Raw genomic sequence first — 17461 nt, forward strand, 5'->3', positions numbered from 1 at the left:
CTGTCAACAGTAGAAGCGAAGATAATATGCAATTACCCAGTTTTTTAGAGGTCTACAAAGGCCTAATTAGCACTCCTTCGATCAGCTCCACCGATCCGAGTTGGGACCATGGCAATGCAAAAGTCATCGAAAAGCTGGCGACTTGGATGAAGGATCTTGGCTTTGACGTTGAAGTTATCGAGGTAGAGCCAAACAAATTCAATATGATTGCGAAGAAGGGCCAAGGTGAAGGTGGCTTACTCTTAGCTGGCCATAGCGATACCGTACCTTTTGATGAAGGCCGTTGGAGCTTTAACCCTCATGAGCTAACCGAAGCCAACGATCGTTTCTATGGTCTAGGAACGGCAGATATGAAGGGCTTCTTCGCCTTCGTTTACGAGGCAGTGAAGAAAATTGATTGGAGCAAACAAACCAAACCTCTTTATGTCTTAGCGACGTGCGATGAAGAAACCACAATGCTTGGCGCACGACACTTTACGGATAATGCACCTTTCAAACCTGATTATTGCATTATTGGCGAACCAACCAGTTTAGTGCCTATCCGCGGTCATAAAGGGCATGTGGCTAACGCCATTCGTGTAACAGGAAAGTCTGGTCACTCATCAGATCCTGCGCTTGGCGTCAATGCGATTGAGATTATGCACGAAGTGTTGTTTGCCATGATGAAGCTGCGTGATCGCTTAATCAAAGAATACCATCACCCTGGATTTGCAATACCTAGCCCAACCTTGAACCTTGGACATATTCACGGTGGTGACAGTGCCAATCGCATTTGTGGCTGCTGTGAGCTGCATTATGACGTCAGACCGCTACCGGGAATTAGCTTAGATGGACTGGATAATTTGTTACGAGATGCATTAAAAGAAGTCGAAGCTAAATGGCCAGGCAGGTTATCCATCACTGCGTTGCATGAACCTATTCCCGGATACGAGTGCGATCACCATCATCCGTTTGTTGGTGGCATGGAGGCACTGTGCGAAATCCCGTCAGAAACGGTTAACTACTGTACTGAAGCACCGTTCTTACAGCAATTGTGCCCAACTTTGGTGCTTGGACCTGGCTCTATTGACCAAGCACACCAACCTGATGAGTTCTTGAGTTTCGATTTTATCGATCCAACCATCGATATTTTAGCTAAATCTATACGCCAATATTGTTTCGAGTAACTTACAAGCTGTAATAAAATTTCAACAATTCAATGAATAAAGTTCACTAAGTGTGCGGATTTCGTGCCAACACGATAAACGCAAACTTGGTTTACTTTATTTGACTCGCACTAGCATTTTTAGCTAGATTGTGAGGCTGAGAAGGAATAATGGATGTAGTTAAATTACAAGGCAGGACGACTATGAACGAAAAATATGCCCCATTGAAGAGCAATGTTAGGATGCTAGGGCACTTGTTGGGTAACACCATCAAGGAAGCGCATGGAGACGAGATTCTCGAGAAAGTAGAGAAAATTCGTAAGCTTTCCAAATCCGTTGTGCGTGCAGGCAATGAAGCCGATCGTGAATTACTAATTGAAGAGATTACCAACCTGCCGAATGAGCAACTCACACCTGTCGCTCGTGCATTCAACCAATTTCTAAATTTGACCAACATTGCCGATCAATACCACACCATTTCACGTAGCTGTGAAGCAGATGTGTGTGAACCGGATCCAATTTCGTCATTATTTTCAAAACTAAGCCAAGAAAACATCAGCAAGCTCGATAGCGCTCAAGCGGTTCGTGATCTTAATATCGAACTTGTGCTAACGGCTCACCCAACCGAAATCACTCGTCGCACCATGATTAACAAGCTGGTGAAAATCAACGAGTGCTTATCTAAATTAGAGCTAAACGAACTTTCGGTTAAAGAACGTAAAAGAACCGAGCGTCGTCTGGAGCAATTGATTGCCCAAAGCTGGCACTCAGATGTAATTCGTCAGCAACGCCCAACGCCACTTGATGAAGCAAAATGGGGCTTTGCGGTTGTTGAAAACTCGCTTTGGGAAGCAGTACCAGAATTCTTACGTGAATTTGATGAGAAGCTGAAAGGCTTCCTTGGTGAAGGTCTGCCTATTGATGCGCGTCCAGTGCATTTCTCATCTTGGATGGGGGGCGATCGCGACGGTAACCCATTTGTGACTCACAAGATCACGCGTGAAGTCATGCTTCTCTCTCGCTGGAAAGCAGCAGAACTTTACCTGAAAGATTTCCAAGAGCTGATCACTGAGCTCTCGATGGTCAAATGTAACGACCAAGTTCGTGAGCTTGCTGGCGAACAGCACGAACCATACCGTGCAATTCTAAAACCAGTACGTACGTTGTTAATGAATACCCTTGAAGTGATTGAAGCGCAAATCAATCGTCAAGAGGTGCCAAACAAACCGATTCTCGAAGATGCCGACCAACTTTGGCAACCGCTAATGGCGTGTTACAAGTCACTGCGTGAAAGCGGTATGGCTATCGTTGCCGACGGTTCATTGCTGGATACACTACGCCGTGTTAAAGCGTTTGGTGTACACCTAGTACGTCTCGATATTCGTCAAGAAAGCACTCGTCACTCAGACGTTATCTCTGAGCTTACTCGCTACCTAGGTCTAGGCGACTACGACCAGTGGAGCGAGCAAGACAAAGTATCTTTCCTTATCAATGAGTTGAGCTCTAAACGTCCATTGCTTCCTCGCGATTGGGAGCCATCGGAAGATGTTCAAGAAGTATTGGATACTTGCCGTGTTATCGCTTCACAATCTCGCGAAGCCTTCGGAGCCTATGTCATTTCTATGGCACGTACTGCCTCAGATGTACTGGCTGTACACCTAATTCTTCAAGAGTGTGGTTGCAAGTTCCGTATGGACGTGTGTCCGCTCTTTGAAACGCTAGACGACCTGAATAATTCTGAAGCTGTTATGAAGCAGCTGTTCGATATCGATTGGTATCGCGGCTATATTCAAAACCATCAAATGGTAATGATTGGTTACTCAGACTCCGCTAAAGATGCCGGTGTTATGTCGGCAGGCTGGGCACAGTACAGCGCTATGGAATCCTTGGTCGAAGTGGGCGAACAGGCCGGTATCGATATTACACTCTTCCATGGTCGTGGCGGTACCATCGGTCGTGGTGGTGCGCCTGCACACGCAGCACTGTTGTCTCAGCCACCTAAGAGTCTGAAAGGCGGCTTACGCGTAACTGAGCAAGGCGAGATGATCCGCTTTAAGCTTGGTTTACCAGAGATTGCTGTAAACAGCTTTAACTTATACGCCAGTGCGATTCTAGAAGCTAACCTTCTGCCACCACCAGAACCAAAACAGGCATGGCGTGACCTAATGGAAGTGCTCTCTGAAGTGTCTTGCGAAGCTTATCGTAAAGTAGTTCGTGGTGAACCTGACTTTGTTCCGTACTTCCGTCAAGCTACCCCTGAACTTGAGCTGGGTAAACTACCACTAGGTTCTCGTCCTGCGAAACGTAACCCTAATGGCGGCGTAGAAAGCTTACGTGCGATTCCTTGGATTTTCTCATGGAGTCAAAACCGCTTAGTTCTGCCTGCTTGGTTAGGGGCCGGAGAAGCGATTCAATACTCCATTGATAAAGGTCACCAAGCTCTGCTGGAAGAAATGTGTCGTGAATGGCCATTCTTTTCGACTCGTCTTGGTATGTTAGAGATGGTGTACACCAAGTGTAATATGGAAATCTCACGCTATTATGACCAACGCTTGGCCGCACCAGAGCTATTACCATTGGGTGATAAACTGCGAGCTCAACTGCAGCAAGACATTAAAGCGGTACTTAATGTAGAGAACCATAACCACCTAATGCAGAGTGATCCTTGGGGTCAAGAATCAATTCGCTTGCGCAACACCTATGTCGAACCACTCAATATGCTTCAAGCTGAGCTGTTGTATCGCACTCGTCAAAGCGAAGACACTGAAGCTGAACTAGAAGAAGCACTCATGGTAACTATCGCTGGCATCGCAGCAGGCATGCGAAACACCGGTTAGACGATATATAATTTTACAAAAAAGACAAAAGGTCGCACATTGCGGCCTTTTATTTTTAGTGGCATACTTATTGAGAGTTTTGTTAGTTTTTTGAAGTGGTATCACGTTCTATTCCACTTCTTGCTTATAGAATTCGATATACTTACTTACCACTGTTCGATAAAACAAAAATACTATTATATCGACAGTGCGGGTCACGTGATCACGTGGCTTCCTAGGTGACAAAGGCTTAAAACAAGGTTACACGTGCCAACATGATTGGCATTGCTCTTTTGCGCGAGTTTCCTGGAATCATTTTTGAATTCCAAGGCGCTTTCGCAGTCGTACATCTGCGACGTGGAGCAACATAATTATTATTACGTTATTGACCATTTGGACTTAAGACATGTCACTACCACACGTAATCCTTACTGTTCTTAGCACTCGCGATGCGACTGGCTATGACATCACTAAGGAATTTTCTGCGAGCATCGGTTACTTCTGGAAAGCAAGCCACCAGCAAGTTTATCGTGAGCTAAACAAAATGGCCGACAAAGAACTGGTTACTTGCAAACTTGAACCCCAAGAAGGCAAACCAGATCGTAAAGTTTACTCAATCACTGACTCAGGCCGTAGCGCGTTAGGCGAATGGTTTGAACAACCAACAGTACACCCTACTGTACGTGATGAATTCTCAGCGAAGCTAGCGGCCTGTGCGGTACAACCATCAGCTGCATTCCGCATTCAACTTGAAGAGTTGATCGAAGAGTCGAAAAAGCTTGTTGCGCACTACCGTGAAATTGAAGCGGCCTACTACGCAACACCAAACACATTAGACAAACACGCTCGCCTTGAGCGTCTAACACTGCGCCGTAATCTACTTGCTCGTCAAGCATGGTTAGAATGGGCAGAAGAAGCGCTGTCTGAATTAGAAGCGTTAGCGTAAAACAAATAGACAAGCTAGGGTCGCTATCGACCTAGTTTGGTTCTTGAGTTCAAAAAAGCGTCAGGAGTATCGTAATACACCTGACGCTTTTTTGTTTTAATTGAGGAAGTCTTAAGAAATCACTAAACCTGAGGACGTACACCTAATGTATGGCATAGTGCGTAAGTCATTTCAGCACGGTTTAGCGTGTAGAAATGGAAGTCCTTTACCCCTTCACGACTCAATACACGAACCATATCAATCGCCTGACTCGCACCGACTAACTGGCGAGTCACTGGGTCGTCATCTAAACCTTCAAACTGCTTTTGCATCCAACCTGGTACTTTTACCTTGTTCATGCCAGCAAAGCGTGACGCCTGCTTAAAGTTTGAAACTGGTAGGATACCTGGAACAATTTCCACATCGATACCAGCGGCCACACAACGGTCGCGGAAACGCAGGTAACTTTCTACATCAAAGAAGAACTGAGTAATCGCTCGGTTTGCACCTGCATCCACTTTGCGCTTTAGGTTCAGTAGATCTGCTTGAGCACTCTTCGCTTCTGGATGTACTTCTGGGAAAGCCGCTACCGAAATATCGAAATCATGACGCGACTTTAGCAGTTCGACCAGATCAGAGGCATACATATCCGGTTGGCCACCACCCGCAGGGATATCACCACGTAGGGCAACGATGTTCTTGATACCGTTGCTCCAATAATCCTCAGCAATATCAATAAGCTCATCACGAGACGCATCAATACAAGTCAGGTGCGGCGCCGCGACAAGTCCGGTCTCTGATTTAATTTCTTTGATAATTGAGTGAGTACGGTCGCGCTCGCCAGAGTTCGCTCCATAGGTCACAGAAACAAACTTAGGTTGCAGCGTTTTAAGACGGTGAACAGACTTCCAAAGGGTTTCTTCCATTGTTGGCGTGCTCGGTGGAAAGAACTCAAATGAAACGTTGATATTGTCAGAAAGCTCAGCAATATTCTGGTTCAAAGCATCGATGTGTCCAGCGTGTGTGTATCCCATGGTTCTCTCCCTAAATACCAAGGTTGGTTATCCCATCCAACCTTAGATAAAACCTGTCTGTCTATATCTGAATTTTATGTTTTGACGTTTAGACGTCTATATGTCTACAGAATGAAATGAATGGCATTTAAAGTCAATAGAGTCATTATGAATTTTTTTCATGTGCTTAGTTAAGGAAACTAAAGCAGAGTCACGCGTTTCAGGAGATCTTCACTTTCGAGAAAGTAACGAGTGCTGGGGTAAGAAGGGACATAAGGCAAAAGCAGCAAATAAAAAGACTAGCGGTTATCGCTAGCCTAGAGATAGAACTAATTTAAAACCAACAACTTGTTGTGCGCTAGAAGAAACTCGACATTAGATTTAAATCCGACTGAATCGCACCGGCAGTTACTTCACGTCCCGCTCCCGGACCACGAATTACTAATGGGTTATCTTTATACCACTTACTTTCGATAGCAAAGATATTGTCACACGGCAGCAGATTGGCAAGTGCATGCTCTTTAGACAAAGCTTCAATACCGACACGAGCTTTACCTTGGCGATCAAGACGCGCCACATAACGCAGCACTTTGTCTTCACGCTGCGCCTTCTCTAGACGTTCTTGTAGGATTTCACTCAGTAGCTCTGCCTTTTCAAAAAAGCCATCTAGAGACAACTCCTCAAGCTCCTCCGGAACCAGTGACTCCACCGCTACTGCATCAGGCTCAATATCTAAACCAGATTCACGAGCAAGAATAACCAACTTACGCATCACATCTGAGCCATCCAGATCAGCGCGAGGGTCCGGTTCGGTCAAACCTTGTTGCCAAGCCAAATCTACCAGCTCACTGAAAGGCACGCTGCCATCAAATTGCTGGAACAACCAAGATAACGTCCCAGAAAAAATACCGGACAACGCCACAATATCGTCACCGCTTTCACGCAAATCGCGCACTGTATGGTTAATTGGTAACCCTGCGCCTACCGTCGCGTTATACAGCCAGTGACGCCCCGTCTTCGAGAATGCATCTTGCACTGCGTGATAACTAACACTTGGTGCAGAACCCGCTACTTTGTTGGCCGAAATTAAATGCATGCCATTTTCCGCAATGCTCTGATACCGCTCGGCTAATGCAGGACTCGCCGTCACATCAAGAACAACAACTTCATCGTAACCTTGAAGATTAGCAAGCTGCTGTAACCAAACATCGCCTTGGTACGCCACAGCTTCATCCTCGTAACGCTCCAGCACGGTTTGTTCATTAATGCCTTGGTCATCAAGCCAATACGTTTGGCTATCCACCACGGCAACTAAGTTAAAACTCATTCCACGGCGCTTTTCTAGCTCGCTTTTCTGCTCTTTAAACAGCGCCAGCCAACTAGAGCCAATGTTACCCTTGCCACATAAGGCGACAGCAACGCGTTTTTGAGCTTGGAACAGCTGGGTGTGCACGGACTTAAGCAGAGGTTGAATGTCAGACTTTCTCAACACAGCAGCAAGACTTAACTTAGATTCTGCTTCCGAGAAAAACTCTACCGGCGCATGTTTAAGCTGCTGATAAAAACCAAAACAGTGGTTGGCATTCTTAGTCACACCAGCCCCTACAGCGGCCAGCATAGAATACCCTTCTCTTAGCTTAATCTCCGCTTCAATGGCTAGGTCTTGTAACTCATTGAGTGCACCTGACGCAATTTCTGCAGTATAAGCAAGGCGCAAACGTGCTTGGTCAGACTGCGCTTCAAACGCTAGCGGCTCAAGCTGTGCTCGCTTCAAACCATTCAGCACTTCGTTTTGCGCGCGAGCAAAATCATGACCACTGGCGAATGCGAGGTCAATCAACAGTACTTCATCTAGCGAGGTAATGATCTTAGCACCGCGCCCAGACGCCAGCACTCGTTCTATACGCGTAGAGCCTGACTCAGGTTGATAACTGCAACGTAAGTTCAAATCCATAACACTTTGCGCCACAGGTTGAAGCGTACGGCTATGTAGCACAGGGGCGGCCAAGCGAGCCAATTCACTGGCTTCATCCAGCCTTAATAATGGGAGAAGACAGGCATCGCTCACCACACGAGGGTCAGCACTATAGACCCCTGCAACATCACTCCAAATTGTCACGCAAGAGACTTCGGCAAGTGCTCCAATCACAGTCGCCGAATAGTCAGAACCATTTCGCCCTAACAAAACCGTCTCACCTTCATCGCTTTGCGCCATGAAACCGGTAATCACAATACGATGATGAGCATGCTGAGCTAAGACATCTTTAATCAAGGCATAAGACTTCGCACGATCGACTTCCGGCTGCGTGCCAAATTCTGCTCGTAAGAAAGCGCGAGCGTCTTGCGCCACCGCAGGCAAATCAGATTGACGTAAAAGCGCCGCCAGCAATCTAGAAGACCATACTTCACCGTGACCAAGCACAGCCGCACGCTGCGCCTCACTCAAGGGATAGCCCAGTTCACCTAAAGTACTGAACTCATCACTGAGCAGCGATTTAAGCTGCTCCGCTTCATCACCTTGCAACAGTTCATCAATGAGCTCGATTTGGAACTGCCTTAAAGACTGAAGGTGTTCGTGAGCAATACGACCATCTTTATTGAGTGCATCGAGAAACTCAATTAAACGGTTTGTGGTTTTGCCTGCAGCAGACACCACAATTAGATCTTCATTGTGTGAGTAATCTTTAAGAATGGAAACGACACGACGATAACACTCAGGATCCGCCAAGCTACTGCCGCCAAATTTATGTAGTTGCTTCTTCGCCGGAGCGGGTGTGGTACTCATAACTCAACTTATCCTTGGAACGTTTTCGCTTTATCAAATGCTTGCTGTAAGTCGTCAATCAGATCGGAGGCATCTTCTAGCCCCACAGACAGACGCAGTAGTTGCTGAGAAACGCCCGCCTCTTCTAAGGCTGCTTCTCCCATAGCTCGGTGTGTCATAGAAGCAGGGTGACAAATCAAACTCTCGACACCACCTAGTGATTCAGCCAGTGAGAACAACTTGAGTTCACCCACAAAGTACTTCAACTGTTCAAAGCTTCCTGCAAACTCAAAGCTCAACATAGAGCCAAAACCTGACTGCTGTTTCTTGGCAATCTCATGTCCAGGATGTTCAGGCAAGCTTGGGTGATAAATCACTTTAACCAGTGACTGCTGCGTTAAGAACTCGAGAATATGTTGAGAGCTCTCTTCATGCACACGCATGCGAGCACCTAACGTACGAATACCACGCAGCGTCATATAACTATCAAACGGTGTCCCCGTTGCCCCAATACAATTGCCCCACCATGCAAGCTCTTCCGCGTGCTCTTCTGTTTTGGTGATCACAACGCCACCAATCACATCAGAGTGACCATTGATGTATTTGGTGGTTGAATGGATAACAAAGTCAGCGCCAAGCTCTAAAGGCTTTTGGTACACAGGTGTCAGAAAGGTATTATCAACCGCCACTAGCGCGCCGACTTGTTTGGCTTTTTCGCAAACAGCAGCGATATCGACGACTCGAACCAACGGGTTGGACGGCGTCTCAAGTAAAATGAGCTTTGGTTTCGCTTCAAGTGCAGCATCTAACGCCGCCTCGTCGCTTTGGTCGACAAACTGAACTTTAAAATCACCCTTTTGCGCACGAGTATTGAATAGTCGGTAACTACCGCCATAGCAGTCATGCGGAGCCACGATAGTGTCTTCAGGCCCTAAAAAAGCCGACGCCCACAAGTTTAGCGCAGACGTACCACAGTTAGTGACAACGGCTCCTTTACCAGATTCGAGCTCATATAATGCTTGCTCCAGCAAACCACGGTTTGGGTTTCCAGAGCGGGTATAGTCGTAAGTAGGCACTTCTCCAAACGCAGGGAAACCATAGTTAGTAGAAAGGTAAATTGGCGGTACCACAGCATGGTGCTGGGTATCTGATTCGATACCAGTACGTACGGCTATTGTCGCTGGCTTCCGATTGCTCATAGAAACTTCCTTTATCAAATCGCATTGGGCTGATGGGCTGTTATTCAGTGTCTACTTTTGTCAGTGAATATGGAACCAACAAAAGTGGCAAACATTAAAAAATTAACATTGCGTTAAAATGAATGTCCACTTTACTTTCCATTTTGTGAGACGTCAACACTTCTAGACGTCTATATGTCTTTGCTTATGGCAGTAAATCCCGCTAAAATTGCAGCATTCTTATTACTACTACTTATGATTAATAGAGCGAAGGTGTGCAATGGCAGATTGGAACGGCGAATACATTAGCCCATACGCGGAGCACGGAAAAAAAAGCGAACAAGTAAAAAAGATCACGGTGTCTATTCCGTTGAAGGTGCTAAAGGTATTGACTGATGAACGCACTCGTCGCCAAATCAATAACTTACGCCACGCAACCAATAGTGAACTATTGTGCGAAGCCTTCCTACACGCCTACACTGGTCAACCGCTTCCAACCGACGAAGACTTGAGAAAAGACCGTCCAGACGACATCCCAACAGAAGCTAAAGAGCTGATGACAGCAATGGGAATTGAGTTTGAAGCGTTCGATGAAGAGTAAATTCTGACGTAGAATGAAAAAAGACGGCATTTATGCCGTCTTTTTTATTTGTTCGAGTATGAGAAATTAAGCCATATAATTTTCTGGCATCTCAATTCGCGCAACACCGGAATCGACTGCAGCTTGAGCAACCGCTTTGGCTACACGTGGCAGCAAACGTGGATCCATTGGTTTTGGAATGATGTACTCCTTGCCAAAAGTAAGTGACTCTACACCAGCCGCTTTTAGCACCTCTTGTGGTACTTCTTCTTTGGCAAGCTCACGAATTGCCTCAACCGCAGCTAGCTTCATTTCGTCATTAATTTCACTTGCACGTACATCAAGCGCACCGCGGAAGATAAATGGGAAGCACAGGACATTGTTTACTTGGTTAGGGTAGTCAGAGCGCCCTGTGCCCATAATCAGGTCATCACGTACGTCATGAGCAAGCTCAGGTTTGATTTCTGGATCTGGGTTTGAGCAGGCAAACACGATTGGCTTATCCGCCATCAGTTTCAAAGCTTCTGGTTCAAGTAAATCAGGGCCCGATACACCTAGGAACAAATCTGCACCTTCAATGACGTCTTCTAAGGTACGCATGTCGGTGTTGTTAGCAAATAGCTCTTTATACTCGTTCAAATCGTCACGGCGAGTATGAATCACACCTTTACGGTCAAGCATGTAGATCTTCTCACGCATCGCGCCACATTTAATCAATAGCTCCATACACGCGATAGCTGCTGCACCAGCACCAAGACATACAATGCGCGCTTCTTTCAAATCTTTACCTTGAAGTTCAATCGCGTTTAGCATACCTGCTGCCGTTACAATCGCAGTGCCGTGCTGGTCATCGTGAAACACTGGCACATCACAGCGTTCAATCAGTCGACGTTCAATCTCAAAACAGTCTGGGGCTTTAATATCTTCTAGATTGATACCACCGAAGGTATCAGAGATGTTTGCTACCGTATCAACAAACTCATCAATCGTGCGATGTTTCACTTCGATATCAATAGAGTCTAGACCAGCAAAACGCTTGAACAGTAGCGCTTTACCTTCCATAACAGGTTTCGACGCCAGTGGGCCTAAGTTACCTAGCCCCAAAATCGCAGTACCGTTAGAGATGACCGCAACCATGTTGCCTTTGGCTGTGTACTTATAAACATTTTCAGAGTTTTGTGCGATTTCACGCACTGGCTCAGCCACACCTGGGCTGTATGCAAGGGCGAGATCAGCCGCTGAGTCAGCAGACTTAGTCAGAGCAATTTCAATTTTTCCAGGGACGGGGTTGGCATGATAATCAAGCGCTTGTTGGCGAAATTCGTCGATTTGTTGGTCATCGGACATGGTGGCAATCCTGCTTATTCTACGAGTATTAAAGACTGAATGTGTGAGTATAAACCGCTTTGTAATTATTAGCTTTGCTTCTAAAGGGTTACAGACTCAACAGAGTGGACAACACGAACGGGGATACTGACGCATGGTCTGTGTGACAGCGGTTCGTCACTCTGATTTATTAATACTACGCTAGATAGTTAGAATTTTGAATGGATTGTATACAGAATTGTTTTATTTTTGCCTCAAAACAAAAAGGACGCCGAAGCGTCCTTTTCTAGAATCTGCAAAAGTAAGATTACTTCTTGCTAGATAGAGCACCGAAACGCTTGTTGAAGCGATCAACACGGCCGCCTGTATCAACGATACGTTGCTTACCAGTGTAGAATGGGTGGCACTTGTCACATACGTCTAGGTGGATAGAATCTTTACCTAGAGTAGAGTTGAATTCGAATGTGTTGCCGCAAGAGCAAGTTGCTGTTACTGCTTTGTATTCTGGGTGGATACCAGCTTTCATGGGGAAACCTCAAAGTTTAGGCCGTGTCGCCATCCGATTCTAAGCCGGACACCACACGTAGTTTAATAAAAGACTTATGATATCGCTGTTACTGCAATAAATGTAGAACAAGCCATACCATCAAGGCGCAGTATAGTAATGAATAGTGCCTTTAGGATCAACTAAAATTGCCACTTTTTTCGCCACCTTTAGGTGGATTGACTCAGTTTATTCAATTAACGGTTTCTCCTAACGGACATAGCTAGGTAGAATGGCGCTCTCTTTGAACAATACCGATTCCATTATGCGCCCAAACGTAGCTCGTGTTGCACTGCCAGTGCCACTGGATAAACAGTTCGATTATCTAGTCCCAACGCACCTTTTCCCTGTGGTGGGCGGCCGAGTATCAGTGCCTTTTGGACGCCAGACCTTAGTTGGTATTGTCACTCAATTCAGCCACCAATCAGACTTCCCTATTGATCAGCTTAAGCCCATCAAAGCGGCACTTGATACCAGCCCAGTCTGGCCAAAGCCACTATTCGAGCTAATCTCTTGGTGTAGCCAATACTATCAACACCCATTGGGCGACACGTTAAACAACGCTCTACCCTCGTCATTGCGCAAAGGAAAGCCTGCAGAGTTTGCTGCTACCGTTGAGTGGCGTATTACAGAAGCAGGCAAGAATCAACTCATGGCTGGGTTTGGACGAGCTGTGCAACAAGCAAAAGTCATGCATATGCTGGAGTCTGGCCCTTGTGCTCATCAGGCTTTCATTGATAATGAAGTCAGCTCTAGTGTCTTAAAAACACTGACTGAGAAAGGCTGGATTGAATCGCATGAGAAGCCAGCCCCTACTCCACGTTGGCCAGAAACGATGACCAACCCACCGACAGAGCTGAGGCTGAATGCTGAACAAGCTGTAGCGATCGCGTCAGTGAATAGCCAAGCCGAATTCGGCTGCTACCTGCTGGAAGGGGTGACAGGTTCGGGGAAAACCGAAGTTTATCTGCAAATGATCGCACCAGTACTTGAGCGCGGCCAGCAAGCGCTTGTCTTAGTGCCAGAGATTGGTTTAACACCACAAACCATTAACCGCTTTAAAAAGCGTTTCAACGTGCCTATTGAAGTAATTCACTCAGGGCTTAACGATACCGAACGGTTGAATGCATGGTTGAGTGCTCGTGATAAAGTCGCGGGTATTGTTATTGGTACACGCTCGGCGTTACTCACACCATTTGCTGATCTCGGCATTATTATTGTCGATGAAGAACACGACACATCATATAAGCAGCAAGACAGCCTGCGTTACCACGCGCGTGACGTCGCCGTTATGCGTGCCAATAAAGAACAGATTCCAATTGTACTAGGTTCTGCAACACCATCGATAGAAACTCTGCAAAACGCGCTGAGTGGTAAGTATCACCATTTGATTTTGAGCCAACGCGCAGGTCTTGCAGTGCCAACGACCAACAAGGTTATCGATGTCAAAGGGCAATACTTAGAAGCGGGCTTGTCCGCTCCCCTTATTGCTGAGATACGTCGCCACGTAGAACTGGGCAATCAGGTAATGCTGTTTCTTAACCGTCGAGGTTTCAGCCCAGCTTTGATGTGTCATGAATGCGGATGGACCGCTGAGTGCCGTCGCTGCGACGCCTATTACACCTACCATCAATCTAGTAATGAGATTCGCTGCCACCACTGTGGTTCACAGCGACCCACGATTCATCAGTGCGAAAGTTGTGGCTCCAATCAGCTTGTCACTGTTGGTGTGGGTACCGAGCAGCTTGAAGCACAGCTTGAAAGTCTATTCCCTGATTTTAATACCATTCGAATTGATAGAGACAGCACTCGTCGTAAAGGCAGCCTTGAGAGTGCGCTTGAGGCGATTAAAAAGAATGAATACCAAATACTGATTGGCACGCAAATGCTCGCCAAAGGTCACCACTTCCCGAACGTGACCTTAGTAGCATTATTAGATGTGGACGGCTCGCTATACAGCAGCGATTTCAGAGCGTCGGAAAGACTGGCACAGCTCTTCATCCAAGTGGCCGGCCGCGCAGGCCGAGCGAGTAAGCCCGGTGAAGTGCTGCTGCAAACGCACCACCCTGACCATCCTCTGCTGCAATCACTACTGCATAAAGACTATCGTCATTTTGCAGAAACCGTGATTGAAGAGCGTAAATTGGCCATGCTGCCACCGTTTAGCTTCCTAACTTTGATTCGTGCCGAAGCTAACAACAGCAATGACGTTGAGGCGTTTTTGCGTCAAGTGAGACATTCACTTGAGGCGCATCCGTTATTTGATCATCATTCGATAGTGTTAGGCCCTACACCAGCACCTATTGCTAAGCGAGCAGGGAAAGCAAGATGGCAGCTAATGCTTCAAGTACCCACGCGTCCATTGATGCAGAAAATCATCACCAGCGCTAAGCCCGTTATCGCGCAACTGCCACTCGCAAAGAAAGTTCGCTGGTCGATGGATATCGAGCCACAAGATCTCAGTTAAACGGTAAGAATTGATTAATTTCAAAACTATAACTAGCTCTAGTTGTGATAAGCTTCACAATTGCAATGCAAAATATGTTAATCAGCCCGTAACTTTCCGTAGATAAATGAATAATATTTATTAATAGTTCATCATTAAAGCAAACGTTTCATTCGCGCTATTTATTAGATAAATGAAACATTTAACCAAGTTATAACCCGTTAGATTGCATAATAAAACATAATAAGTCGCAGTCTAATTAGTCACACTGAAAATAAGAGGACTCACGTTTATGGCGACAATGAAGGATGTTGCCCAGCTTGCAGGCGTCTCAACGGCTACGGTATCAAGAGCATTGATGAATCCCGAGAAGGTCTCATCATCTACTCGAAAGCGAGTCGAAGATGCCGTTCTCGAAGCTGGCTATTCTCCTAATTCTCTGGCGCGTAACTTACGTAGGAATGAATCCAAGACGATCGTTACCATAGTGCCAGACATCTGTGACCCGTACTTTTCGGAAATCATTCGTGGTATCGAAGATGCGGCAATGGAACATGGGTATTTGGTTCTACTAGGAGATAGCGGACAATCGAAAAAGCGTGAAACCTCGTTTGTGAACTTGGTCTTCACTAAGCAAGCGGATGGCATGCTGTTACTCGGCACCGACTTGCCTTTTGATATCAGTAAGCCAGAACAGAAAAACTTACCTCCCATCGTTATGGCCTGTGAGTTTGCCCCTGAGCTTGAGCTCCCTACCGTTCATATCGACAACCTGACTTCAGCCTTTGAAGCAGTAAACTATTTGTCGCAATTGGGACATAAGCGTATCGCACAGATTTCAGGACCTGACACCGCATTTTTATGCCGCTTTAGACAGCAAGGTTACCAGCAAGCGTTGCGAAGAGCCGGACTGCAAATGAACCCTGCGTACACGGTGAAAGGTGACTTTACCTTTGAAGCGGGTGCACGTTTGATTCGCAGCCTACTTGCCCTGCCGGAGCCTCCAACAGCCATTTTCTGTCATAACGACATCATGGCCATTGGCGCGATGCAAGAAGCGAAGAAACTGGGACTGCGAGTTCCTCAAGATCTTTCCGTAGTTGGTTTCGATGACATTCAGTTCGCTCAGTATTGCGATCCTCCGCTTACCACAGTCTCACAACCTCGTTATGAGATTGGCCGCCAAGCCATGTACATGATGTTAGAAGTACTGAAAGGCGCCGATGTTCGAGCGGGATCGAGGTTACTTGATACTGAACTTGTGATCCGCGACAGTGCTGCTCCTCCAAGAATCCTATAGTTAGCACGATACTGACTTGCAACTTGACCTTGTGGTATTTACCATGAGGTCAGTTATTTAATTCAATTTAGAACCTATCTTCGTGGCAAACCGAGACTATGTAAGGCGTGGCAAAGGCACCAGTCGCCGACCAGCAAAAAAGAAACCTTCCGGCAAAAAACCATGGCGCAGTGGGCTATTGGCGATCGTGCTCGCGGGCGTTTTTGGCTATGGTCTTTACACATTAAGTAATGACCCAGAGCCACCAAAGCCGACACCAGCAACGACAAAGCCAGTCACCAAACCAAAGCCTAAACCAGCTAAGCCAATTCCACCTCCGCCAGAAGAGAAGTGGGACTATGTCGATACCCTGCCGCAACGCGAAGTTGAAGTAAAAGCGAAAGAGCAAGTGGTTTCGAAGATTCCGTACATCATGCAGTGTGGCGCCTATAAAACCATGGCTCAAGCCGAAGCACGTAAGCTTGATATTGCCTTCCAAGGGCTCTCAAGTACGATTCGCAAGAAAGAAGGCAGCAGTTGGTTCCGAGTGGTTTTAGGCCCTTACCCACTCAAACGTGACGCTGAGCGAGATAAACACAAACTGCAACGCGCCAAAATAGAGCCGTGTGCGATTTGGAAGGATTCGCAGTAGCTTACTCCTAAATGCGACATTTCCTGCCCCCTGTAAAAGCAGGGGGCTATTTCCGCAACGCAACAAGCCTCTAGAAGATTCCTGTATGCGCAGGTGAACAACCAGCTGAATAACAAAACCTATAAAAAAATTCTCCCTCAGGATAACTCCACTTCCCCTTGAAATCCCTTTTCTTCGTCCACATATCCCTTTCATAACCGAATTGAAACCAATATGAGGCAAACGTCGTGACTACTATTGTATCTGTACGCCGAAATAACAAAGTCGTGATCGCTGGTGATGGACAAGTATCCCTAGGCAACACTGTAATGAAAGGGAACGCTCGCAAGGTTCGTAGACTTTATAATAACCAAGTATTGGCAGGCTTCGCTGGCGGTACGGCTGACGCGTTTACTCTTTTTGAGCGCTTTGAAAGCAAGCTGCAAATGCACCAAGGCCACCTAACTAAGGCCGCAGTCGAACTGGCGAAAGATTGGCGTAGTGATCGTGCGCTGCGTAAACTGGAAGCGTTATTGGCCGTCGCTGATGAAACCGCATCACTGATCATCACTGGTAACGGCGATGTTGTTCAGCCAGAAAACGACCTTATCGCTATTGGCTCAGGCGGCAACTTTGCTCAAGCAGCAGCAACAGCATTACTTGAAAATACCGATTTAGATGCACGTGAAATCGCAGAGAAATCCCTGAAAATCGCTGGCGATATCTGTGTCTTCACCAACCATTATCACACTGTTGAAGAACTAGAAAGTGACGCGAAATAACGTCCAAAAAACAAAATAGTGTCTGAATTTTT

General features: G+C 46.4%; 13 protein-coding genes. 8 read left to right on the forward strand and 5 right to left on the reverse strand.

Annotated elements, in window-relative coordinates; genetic code table 11:
• The first annotated feature begins 26 nt into the window (after positions 1–26).
• The 3 genes from argE (at position 27) to OH456_RS20280 (ending at position 4907) form a co-directional block, all read left to right on the forward strand.
• The gene (gene argE, locus OH456_RS20270) at positions 27–1166 is read left to right on the forward strand and encodes an acetylornithine deacetylase (RefSeq protein ID WP_006071156.1); all 1140 of its coding nucleotides are present in this window, start codon (positions 27–29) and stop codon (positions 1164–1166) included.
• A 182-nt stretch (positions 1167–1348) separates the two neighbouring features.
• Complete coding sequence (gene ppc / locus OH456_RS20275) at positions 1349–3982, forward strand: phosphoenolpyruvate carboxylase (protein ID WP_038222284.1); 2634 nt, start codon at positions 1349–1351, stop codon at positions 3980–3982.
• Between the two features lie 385 nt (positions 3983–4367).
• The gene (locus OH456_RS20280) at positions 4368–4907 is read left to right on the forward strand and encodes a PadR family transcriptional regulator (protein WP_006071159.1); all 540 of its coding nucleotides are present in this window, start codon (positions 4368–4370) and stop codon (positions 4905–4907) included.
• Positions 4908–5029: 122 nt separating this feature from the next.
• Here the strand turns inward: OH456_RS20280 and metF are convergent, their stop codons facing one another.
• From metF to OH456_RS20295, 3 genes are all read right to left on the reverse strand, one after another.
• The gene (gene metF, locus OH456_RS20285; protein ID WP_006071160.1) at positions 5030–5920 is read right to left on the reverse strand and encodes a methylenetetrahydrofolate reductase; all 891 of its coding nucleotides are present in this window, start codon (positions 5918–5920) and stop codon (positions 5030–5032) included.
• 337 nt (positions 5921–6257) lie between these two features.
• Entirely contained in the window at positions 6258–8684 is a 2427-nt protein-coding gene (locus tag OH456_RS20290; RefSeq protein ID WP_270034117.1) for a bifunctional aspartate kinase/homoserine dehydrogenase II, read from the reverse strand.
• Between the two features lie 8 nt (positions 8685–8692).
• Complete coding sequence (locus tag OH456_RS20295; RefSeq protein WP_270034118.1) at positions 8693–9862, reverse strand: O-succinylhomoserine (thiol)-lyase; 1170 nt, start codon at positions 9860–9862, stop codon at positions 8693–8695.
• A 259-nt stretch (positions 9863–10121) separates the two neighbouring features.
• On the opposite strand from OH456_RS20295, the gene metJ reads away from it, so the two are divergent.
• The gene (gene metJ / locus OH456_RS20300; RefSeq protein ID WP_006071165.1) at positions 10122–10442 is read left to right on the forward strand and encodes a met regulon transcriptional regulator MetJ; all 321 of its coding nucleotides are present in this window, start codon (positions 10122–10124) and stop codon (positions 10440–10442) included.
• 66 nt (positions 10443–10508) lie between these two features.
• Here metJ and OH456_RS20305 read toward each other — a convergent pair whose 3' ends face one another.
• On the reverse strand, positions 10509–11768 hold the full coding sequence (locus OH456_RS20305) for a malic enzyme-like NAD(P)-binding protein (RefSeq protein ID WP_006071167.1): 1260 nt from the start codon (positions 11766–11768) through the stop codon (positions 10509–10511).
• A gap of 286 nt (positions 11769–12054) precedes the next feature.
• Entirely contained in the window at positions 12055–12273 is a 219-nt protein-coding gene (rpmE, locus tag OH456_RS20310) for a 50S ribosomal protein L31 (protein ID WP_006071169.1), read from the reverse strand.
• Positions 12274–12556: 283 nt separating this feature from the next.
• On the opposite strand from rpmE, the gene priA reads away from it, so the two are divergent.
• The 4 genes from priA to hslV all read left to right on the forward strand — a co-directional run bounded on the left by priA (position 12557) and on the right by hslV (position 17429).
• The gene (gene priA, locus OH456_RS20315) at positions 12557–14758 is read left to right on the forward strand and encodes a primosomal protein N' (protein WP_270034174.1); all 2202 of its coding nucleotides are present in this window, start codon (positions 12557–12559) and stop codon (positions 14756–14758) included.
• Positions 14759–15029: 271 nt separating this feature from the next.
• Positions 15030–16037: a DNA-binding transcriptional regulator CytR gene (gene cytR, locus OH456_RS20320; RefSeq protein WP_006071173.1), complete on the forward strand. Its 1008-nt coding sequence runs from the start codon at positions 15030–15032 to the stop codon at positions 16035–16037.
• 82 nt (positions 16038–16119) lie between these two features.
• A complete protein-coding gene (locus OH456_RS20325) occupies positions 16120–16668 on the forward strand; it encodes an SPOR domain-containing protein (RefSeq protein ID WP_236111005.1) in 549 nt (182 codons plus the stop codon).
• Between the two features lie 227 nt (positions 16669–16895).
• A complete protein-coding gene (hslV, locus tag OH456_RS20330) occupies positions 16896–17429 on the forward strand; it encodes an ATP-dependent protease subunit HslV (RefSeq protein WP_006071177.1) in 534 nt (177 codons plus the stop codon).
• Positions 17430–17461 lie beyond the last annotated feature (32 nt).

It is taken from the genome of Vibrio sp. La 4.2.2 (genome assembly GCF_027586995.1).
Classification (GTDB): Bacteria; Pseudomonadota; Gammaproteobacteria; order Enterobacterales; family Vibrionaceae; genus Vibrio; species Vibrio mediterranei.